Source organism: Streptomyces sp. NPDC020807, assembly GCF_040641575.1.
Classification (GTDB): domain Bacteria; phylum Actinomycetota; class Actinomycetes; order Streptomycetales; family Streptomycetaceae; genus Streptomyces.
The window spans coordinates 147,944-156,861 of record NZ_JBFADU010000018.1; the positions used below are offsets into that span (position 1 = coordinate 147,944).

Sequence of the window (8,918 nt, forward strand, 5' to 3'; positions counted from 1 at the left end):
CCCGTCCTCCTCGCCCCGGCAACGGCTCGACCCGGCTCCCCGAACCGAGGGAAGCACCGGGCGCCGCCCCAGAGGACGGCTCCTTGGCGCCGTCCGTCCTTGTGCCGGTCATCGTAGCCGCACCCCACCCATCGCCACACCCTGTCACCGCGATGTCACTGTGCACAGACCGGAAACGCGGCGGGAGACCAGAAGGTTCCCCGTAACCGGTCCGCTCACACCCGTGCGGCGACAGCCCGTCAGCGGCTCACTCCCCCCGCATCCACTGCTCCATGACGGTCAGCAGGTGATCGGGGTCGACCGGCTTCGTCACGTAGTCCGACGCCCCCGACTCGATCGCCTTCTCCCGGTCGCCCTGCATCGCCTTCGCCGTCAGCGCGATGATCGGCAGCCCGGCGAACTGCGGCATCCGCCGGATCGCCTCCGTCGTCGCGTACCCGTCCATCTCCGGCATCATGATGTCCATCAGCACGACCTTGACGTCGTCGTTCTGCTCCAGGACCTCGATCCCCTCACGGCCGTTCTCCGCGTACAGCACCGCGAGCCCGTGCTGCTCCAGGACGCTGGTCAGCGCGAAGACGTTGCGGATGTCGTCGTCGACGATGAGGACCCGCTCGCCCGAGAAGCCGTACGTACGCCTCGGCTCGACCTCCGGCTCCGGCGCCACCCGCTCCTCCGCGCCCTCCTGGCCCGGCTGCCCGGACAGCCCGGCCTGACCCGGCAGCGCGGTCCGCGCCCCGGACGCCTCGGCCGCGGCCTTCCGCCGGTGCCGGAACAGCGCCCCGGCGCCCGACCGCGCCTCCGTCCGCACGGGCGGCGGCGGGAAGTGCGGGAAGGCGGAGAAGGCGTGGCCGGCACCGGCCGAACCCTCCTCCGCGCTCCGCTGCGGATCGTCCCCGTCGGCCGTCCCCTGCCCGTACAGGTGCGGCGGCAGCCCGTTGGGGCTCAGCGGCAGGTACAGCGTGAAGGTCGACCCGCGCCCCGGCTCGCTCGCCGCGAAGATCTCGCCGCCGAGCAGCCGCGCGATCTCCCGGCTGATCGACAGGCCCAGACCCGTACCGCCGTACTTCCGGCTGGTCGTCCCGTCGGCCTGCTTGAACGCCTCGAAGATGACGAGCATCTTGCTCTCCGCGATCCCGATCCCGGTGTCCGTCACCGAGAACGCGATCAGGTCGGCGTCCGGGTCCCGCAGCGAACCGGCCTCCAACAGCTGCTCCCGGATCGACTGCGGTACGTCCCCGCCGGCCGGCCGGATCACCAGCTCCACCGCACCGGAATCGGTGAACTTCACCGCGTTGGACAGCAGGTTGCGCAGCACCTGGAGCAGCCGCTGCTCGTCGGTGTGGAGCGTGGCCGGCAGCTCGGGCGAGACCCGCACCGAGAAGTCGAGCCCCTTCTCCGCCGTGAGCGGCCGGAAGGTCGCCTCCACGTAGTCGACGAGCTGGACGAGCGCGATCCGCGTCGGCGAGACGTCCATCTTGCCCGCCTCGACCTTGGACAGGTCGAGGATGTCGTTGATCAGCTGGAGCAGGTCGGAGCCCGCGCCGTGGATCGTCTCCGCGAACTCGACCTGCTTCGGCGTCAGGTTCGTCTCGGCGTTGTCCGCGAGCAACTTGGCCAGGATCAGCAGCGAGTTGAGCGGGGTCCGCAGCTCGTGCGACATGTTGGCCAGGAACTCGGACTTGTACCGCATCGACACCGCGAGCTGCTCGGCGCGCTCCTCCAGGACCTGCCGCGCCTCCTCGATCTCGGTGTTCTTCACCTCGATGTCGCGGTTCTGCCGGGCGAGCAGCTCGGCCTTCTCCTCCAGCTCCAGGTTGGAGCCCTGGAGCTCCTTCTGCCGGTTCTCCAGCTCGGCGGAGCGCTCCTTCAGCTGCTTGGTGAGCTCCTGCGACTGCTGGAGCAGCACCTCGGTCTTGGTGTTCACGCTGATCGTGTTGACCGTGGTGGCGATCAGCTCGGCGATCTGGTTCAGGAAGTCCCGCTGGATCTGCGTGAACGGCTGGAAGGAGGCGAGCTCGATCACGCCGAGGACCTTGCCCTCGAAGAGCACCGGCAGCACGATCACGTGCGCCGGCGAGGCCTCGCCGAGCCCGGAGGAGATCTTCAGGTAGCCCGGCGGCACGCTCATCGGGATCGTCCGCTTCTCCTCGGCGGCCGTCCCGATGAGGGTCTCCCCGGGGCGGAACGAGGTCGGCATGGACCCGGGCGCGTACCCGTAACTCCCGCGCATCCGCAGCTCGTACGACCCGTCGCCCTCGCCCACGAGCTCGGCTTCCCCGTGCGCGGAGCCCGTCGGCATGGCCACGAAGAACGCGCCGTGCTGGGCCGAGACCACCGGCGTCAGCTCGCTCATGATGAGCGAGGCCACGTCGTCGAGGTCCCGGCGGCCCTGCATGAGGCCGGAGATGCGGGCCAGGTTGCTCTTGAGCCAGTCCTGCTCGTCGTTGGCGAGCGTGGTGTCGCGCAGGTTCGCGATCATCGTGTTGATGTTGTCCTGCAGCGCCTGGATCTCACCGGCCGCGTCGACGCCGTCGATCTTGACGTTGAGGTCGCCGCGGGTCACCGCCGTGGCGACGGCCGCGATGGCGCGCACCTGCCGGGTGAGGTTCCCGGCCATCTCGTTCACGGACTCGGTGAGGTCGCTCCACGTGCCCTCGACGTCCCGGACCCGCGCCTGGCCGCCGAGCTGCCCGTCGGTACCCACCTCGCGGGCCACGCGCGTGACCTCCTCGGCGAAGTTCGACAGCTGGTCGACCATCGTGTTGATGGTGTTCTTCAGCTCCTGGATCTCGCCGCGGGCGTCGATGTCGATCTTCTTCGTCAGGTCGCCCTTGGCGATGGCGGTGGTGACGGCCGCGATCTGCCGCACCTGACCGGTGAGGTTGTCGGCCATCGAGTTCACCGACTCGGTGAGGTCCTTCCAGGTCCCGGAGACCCCGGGGACCCGGGCCTGACCGCCCAGTTCGCCGTCCGTGCCCACCTCGCGCGCCACGCGCGTGACCTCGTCGGCGAAGGACGACAGCGTCGTCACCATCGTGTTGACGGTCTCGGCGAGCTCGGCGACCTCGCCGCGCGCCTCGACCGTCACCTTCTTCGTCAGGTCGCCGTTGGCGACGGCCGCCGAGACCCGGGAGATGTTCCGCACCTGGTTGGTCAGGTTGTTGGCCATCAGGTTGACGTTGTCGCTGAGGTCCTTCCACGTACCGGTGACCCCGCGCACGCGTGCCTGGCCGCCGAGGATGCCCTCGGTACCCACCTCGCGCGCCACGCGCGTGACCTCGTCCGCGAAGTTCGACAGCTGGTCGACCATCGTGTTCACGGTCGTCACCAGCTCCAGGATCTCGCCCCGGGCGTCGACCGTGATCTTCTTCGACAGGTCGCCCATGGCGACCGCGGTGGTGACCTCGGCGATGTTCCGCACCTGGATGGTGAGGTTGTTGGCCATGAAGTTCACCGACTGGGTGAGGTCCTTCCAGGTGCCGGAGACACCCTGCACCTCGGCCTGACCGCCGAGGATGCCCTCGGTACCCACCTCGCGGGCCACCCTCGTCACCTGCTCGGCGAAGTTCGAGAGCTGGTCCACCATCGTGTTGAGGGTGTTCTTCAGCTCCAGGATCTCGCCCCGCGCGTCCACGTCGATCTTCTGCGACAGGTCACCGCGCGCCACCGCCGTGGCGACCTGCGCGATGTTGCGCACCTGGGTCGTCAGGTTCCCGGCCATGCCGTTCACGGAGTCCGTCAGATCACGCCACACGCCGGCCACGCCGGGCACCTGCGCCTGACCGCCGAGCCGCCCGTCCGTGCCCACCTCACGGGCCACCCGCGTCACCTGGTCCGCGAAGGCGGACAGCTGGTCGACCATCGTGTTGATGGTGTTCTTCAGCTCCAGGATCTCGCCCCGGGCGTCCACGTCGATCTTCTGCGACAGGTCACCGCGGGCCACGGCCGTCGTCACCTGCGCGATCTGCCGCACCTGCGAGGTCAGGTTCCCGGCCATGAAGTTCACCGAGTCCGTGAGCTCCCGCCAGCGGCCCGAGACGCCGTCCACCCGCGCCTGACCGCCCAGCCGTCCCTCGGTGCCCACGTCCCGCGCCATCCGCGTCACCTGGTCCGCGAAGGACGACAGCTGGGACACCATCGTGTTGACGGTGTTCTTCAGCTCCAGCATCTCGCCGGCCACGTCGACCGTGACCTTCTGCGACAGGTCGCCGTTGGCCACCGCCGTCGTCACCTGCGCGATGTCCCGCACCTGACCCGTCAGGTTGCGGAAGGCCGTGTTCACCGAGTCGGTGAGGTCCTTCCACGTCCCCGCCGCGCCCGGCACCTCGGCCTGCCCGCCGAGCAGACCCTCCACACCGACCTCCCGGGCCACCCGGGTCACCTCGGAACCGAAGGCCGACAGCTGGTCGACCATCGTGTTGACGGTGTTCTTCAGCTCCAGCATCTCGCCGGCCACGTCGACCGTGACCTTCTGCGACAGGTCGCCGTTGGCCACCGCCGTCGTCACCTGCGCGATGTCCCGCACCTGCGTGGTGATGTTCCGGAAGACGGTGTTGACCGAGTCGGTCAGGTCCTTCCACGTCCCCGCCGCACCCGGCACCTGCGCCTGACCGCCGAGTAGACCCTGCGCGCCGACCTCGCCCGACACCCGGGTCACCTCGTCGGCGAACGTCCGCAGCGTCTCCGTCATCTGGTTGATCGTGTCCGCGAGCTGCGCGATCTCGCCGCGCGCGGAGACCCGCACCTTCTGTGACAGGTCGCCGTTCGCGACCGCCGTCGTCACCTCGGCGATCCCTCTCACCTGATTGGTGAGATTGCCCGCCATCGTGTTGACGGAGTCGGTAAGGTCCTTCCACACGCCCGCGACCCCGGCCACCTCCGCCTGGCCGCCGAGCTCGCCCTCCGTACCCACCTCGCGCGCGACACGGGTCACCTCGGAGGAGAACGACGACAGCTGGTCCACCATCCGGTTGACCGTGTTCTTCAGCTCCAGCATCTCGCCGGCCACGTTCGCCGTGACCTTCTGCGACAGATCGCCGTCCGCCACCGCCGTCGTCACCAGCGCGATGTCCCGCACCTGGGCCGTCAGCCGGTTCGCCATCGTGTTGACCGAGTCCGTGAGGTCCTTCCACGAACCGGAGACCCCGCGCACCTGCGCCTGCCCGCCCAGCTTGCCGTCCGTTCCCACCTCGACGGCGACCCTCGTCACCTCGGAGGCGAACACCGACAGCTGGTCGACGAGGTTGTTGGCGGTACGCGCGACCTTCAGGAACTCGCCGCGCAGCGGCCGGACGGTCCCGTCCGCACCCTCCGAACGCAGGTCCATCCGCTGGTCGAGATCGCCCTCGGCCACCGCCGACAGCACCCGCCCCACCTCGGACACCGGCCGCGCCAGCTCGTCCACCAGCGCGTTCGCGGCCTCGATCGCCGCGGCCCACGCCCCCTCGCTGGCCCCCGCCTCCAGGCGCTCGGACAGCTTGCCCTCACGGCCCACCACCCGGCGGACCCGCGACAGCTCCCCCGTCACGTGCAGCTGCCGGTCCGCGACCTCGTTGAACACGGCGGAGATCTCCGCCATGATCCCGTCGCCGGACAGCGTCAGCCGCTTGCGGAAGTTCCCGTCCCGCATCGACACCAGCGCCCCGAGCAGCCGCTCCAGCGCCGCCGCGTCCACCTGCACCGTCCCCCCACGGGAACGCCCGCCCCTCGCGCGCGTACCGCTGCCGCCGCCGCGCCGCGCCGCCGTGCCAGACTCCACCGTGTCCCTCCCGAAAGGGGTCGACCGTACGCTTCCGGCTCTCGCCGATAGCCTGCCCAGTGTTTCACCGCGATCGAACCCGGCGATAACAGTTCGGCAGCTTCGCACAGCGTCCCCTCCCTCGGAGGACGGAAACTGCGACGACCGGCATCCGCGCGGACAGCCAAGGTAAGTAACCTGGCATCCGGCTGTCCCACCACCCCGGTCCGCCCGGCGGGGCGGTGCGGCGCGCACGACCACCGGGCAGTGGGAGAGGCAGACCGAGCATGGCAGAGCCGGGCGTCCAGACGCGTACGAGGAGTGCCGTGATCACCGCGCGGGCGACTGCCACCTTCGAGCCCGTCGGGCGGTCCGTCGCGGCCGCCCGCGCCTTCGTCAGAGACACCCTCCAGGGCTGGGGACATCCCGAGCTCGTCGACGACGCCACCGTCCTCACCAGCGAACTCGTCACCAACGCCGTCATCCACGCCGGCACCGCCGCCGAGGTCCTCTGCCTCCGCTCCGACACCGGAATCCGCGTCGAGGTCGCCGACCGCTACCCCGAGCGCGAGATCCCCGTCCAGAGCGGCCGCACCCTCGGCAACCCCGACCGCGAGAACGGCCGCGGACTCCTCCTGTGCGCCGCCCTCGCCCACCGCTGGGGCGTCGACTACTCCCCCACCCGCAAGCACGTCTGGTTCCACCTCGACCTGCCCCAGCGCCCGGTCGGCACCCGCTCCGCCGGCCCCGTCCTCCCGGACGCCCTCCTCCCCACGACCGAGAGCCGCGTCCGCGTCGCCGTCGTCCAGCTCGACGGCGGCGGAGCCCTCACCTCGTGGAACGAGGACGCCGAGGACCTCTTCGGGTACGCCTCCGACCAGGTCACCGGCAAACCCCTCGGCGACCTCGCCGCCTGGCCCCACACCCCCGGCATCGGCACCGGCCTCGCCGAGGCCCTCCGCCTCTCCCGCTGGGAGGGCAGCTACGGCATCCGATGCGCCGACGGCCGCGTCGTCCCCGTCTACGCCTCCCACCTGCGGGTCCGCGACAGCCAGGGCGAGCCCTCCACGGTCTGCCTCCTCGTACGGGAACACGAGCGCGCCGTCCTCCAGACGGCACAGCGCCCCGTCGCCGAGTCCGGCACCGAGAGCCGCACCGCCACCGACCCCTTCGAGGTCTTCATCGGCTCCCCGGCCCCCGACGACCTCGACGGCCTCCTCCAGCGCACGGTCGAACGCGCCCGCGACATGCTCGACGGCGACGCCGCCTTCCTCCTCCTCGCCACCGACGACGAGACCGAGCTCGAGGTCCGCGCGACCACCGGCCTCCCGGCCGCCCGCCAGCGCTTCGCCCGCGTCCCCGTCGAGACCGGCGCCAGCCGTTACGGCTCCGCCCGCATGCCCGCCGTCCACGAGGACCTGGCCGCCGTCCCCGGCGCCGTCCCCCTCCTCGACGGCACCGGCATGCGCTCGGTCGTCACCGTCCCCCTCAAGGTGGAGGGCCGCCTGACCGGCTCCCTCGGCGTCGCCGCCGAGGCCGCCCACCGCTACTCGAACGAGGAGGCCCTGCGCCTCCAGTTCGCCGCCGACCGCATCGCCCTGGCCGTGGAATCCGCCCGCCTCGGCGAACTGGAGCGCCTCCGCCGCGGCTCCCTCAGCTTCCTCGTCGAGGCCTCCGACCTCCTCGCGGGCACCCTGGACCGCGACCAGACCCTGGCCCTCATGGCCCAGATGACGGTCCCGACCCTCGCCACCTGGTGCGCGGTCTACACGATCGCCGACCAGTCCTCCGACCCGTACCTCTCCTACGTGCTCCACGAGGACGAGGACCTCATCGACGGACTCAAGGAACTCCTCTCGTCGATCGCCCCGCCCGACCCGGTGCCCACCCCCGGCGCCCGGGTCTGGACGGCCCCCGGCGCCGCCGGCCACCGGGCCGCCCTCGACGCCTCGGTCCGCACCCTCGACCGTCCGACGAGCCCGCTCTCCTCCGGCATCGACACGACGCTGGCCACGGCCGCCGCGGTCGCCGGGGAGACGGTCGTCCTCCCGCTGGTCGCCCGCAACCGGGTCATCGGCATGCTGACCCTCGGCCGCCCTTCGGAGGACCACTTCCGCCAGGAGATCCTGGAGCTCGCCGAGGACCTCTCGCGCCGGGCCGCCCTGGCCCTCGACAACGCCCGCCTCTACTCCGAGCGCGTGGCCATCAGCCAGTCCCTCCAGCGCAGCCTGCTCCCGCCCGGCCTCCCCACGATCCCCGGCGTCGAGGTCGACGTCATCTACCGGGCGGCCGGCGAGGGCAACGAGGTGGGCGGCGACTTCTACGACCTCTTCCCCATCCGGGACAACGCGTACGGCTTCGCCATCGGCGACGTCTGCGGTACGGGCCCGGAGGCCGCGGCCGTCACCGGCCTGGCCCGTCACGCCCTCCGCCTCCTGGCCCGCGAGGGCTTCGGCGGCCCGGCGGTCCTGGAACGCCTGAACGCGGCGATCCTCGACGAGGGCGCCCGCAGCCGCTTCCTGACCCTCCTCTACGGCGAGATGCGCCCGCAGGAGGACGGCTCCGCGATCCTCAAGGTCGTCTGCGCCGGCCACCCCCTGCCGCTGCGCCTCCGCCAGGACGGCACGGTCGAGCCGGCCGCCGAGCCGCAGCCGCTCCTCGGCGTCATGGAGGACCTCGAACTCTACGAGCAGACGATCACCCTCGACCCGGGTGACGTCCTCCTGTGCGTCACGGACGGCGTGACCGAGCGCCGCGAGGGCACCCGCATGCTGGGCGACGACGGCCTCGCCGACGTCCTCAGGACGTGTACGGGCCTCACGGCCGGCGCGATCACCTCCCGCGTACTCCGCGCGGTGGAACGCTTCGCCCAGGCCCCCGCCTCCGACGACATGGCCATCCTGGCGATGCGCCTCAGGTAAGCGAAAGGGGCCGCCCCCGACAGGGGACGGCCCCACACAAGCCAACGCAAAAAAGCCCCCGCCAGATGGCGGGGGCTTTTTGATGGAGCCCTTTAACGGAATCGAACCGTTGACCTTCTCCTTACCATGGAGACGCTCTACCGACTGAGCTAAAAGGGCGAGTTGTTCGGCGGTGTCCTACTCTCCCACAGGGTCCCCCCTGCAGTACCATCGGCGCTGAAAGGCTTAGCTTCCGGGTTCGGAATGTAACCGGGCGT

At 70.9% G+C, this 8,918-nt stretch carries 2 protein-coding genes, 1 tRNA gene and 1 rRNA gene; 1 reads left to right on the forward strand and 3 read right to left on the reverse strand.

Annotated features, from left to right (window positions below; translation table 11 throughout):
- Positions 1–247: 247 nt before the first annotated feature.
- Positions 248–5,761: a HAMP domain-containing protein gene (locus tag AB0G79_RS24320; RefSeq protein WP_360809788.1), complete on the reverse strand. Its 5,514-nt coding sequence runs from the start codon at positions 5,759–5,761 to the stop codon at positions 248–250.
- Between the two features lie 266 nt (positions 5,762–6,027).
- Here AB0G79_RS24320 and AB0G79_RS24325 point away from each other — a divergent pair, with 266 nt between their 5' ends.
- Complete coding sequence (locus tag AB0G79_RS24325) at positions 6,028–8,661, forward strand: SpoIIE family protein phosphatase (RefSeq protein ID WP_360809790.1); 2,634 nt, start codon at positions 6,028–6,030, stop codon at positions 8,659–8,661.
- 83 nt (positions 8,662–8,744) lie between these two features.
- Here AB0G79_RS24325 and AB0G79_RS24330 read toward each other — a convergent pair.
- Positions 8,745–8,820 (reverse strand) — tRNA-Thr (locus AB0G79_RS24330).
- Between the two features lie 5 nt (positions 8,821–8,825).
- Positions 8,826–8,918 (reverse strand): 5S ribosomal RNA (gene rrf, locus AB0G79_RS24335); the annotation flags it as partial.

Excerpts from the sequence above, each read along its gene's own strand:
- AB0G79_RS24325 (WP_360809790.1), top strand. The coding sequence starts at position 6,028 with ATGGCAGAGCCGGGCGTCCAGACGCGTACGAGGAGTGCCGTGATCACC.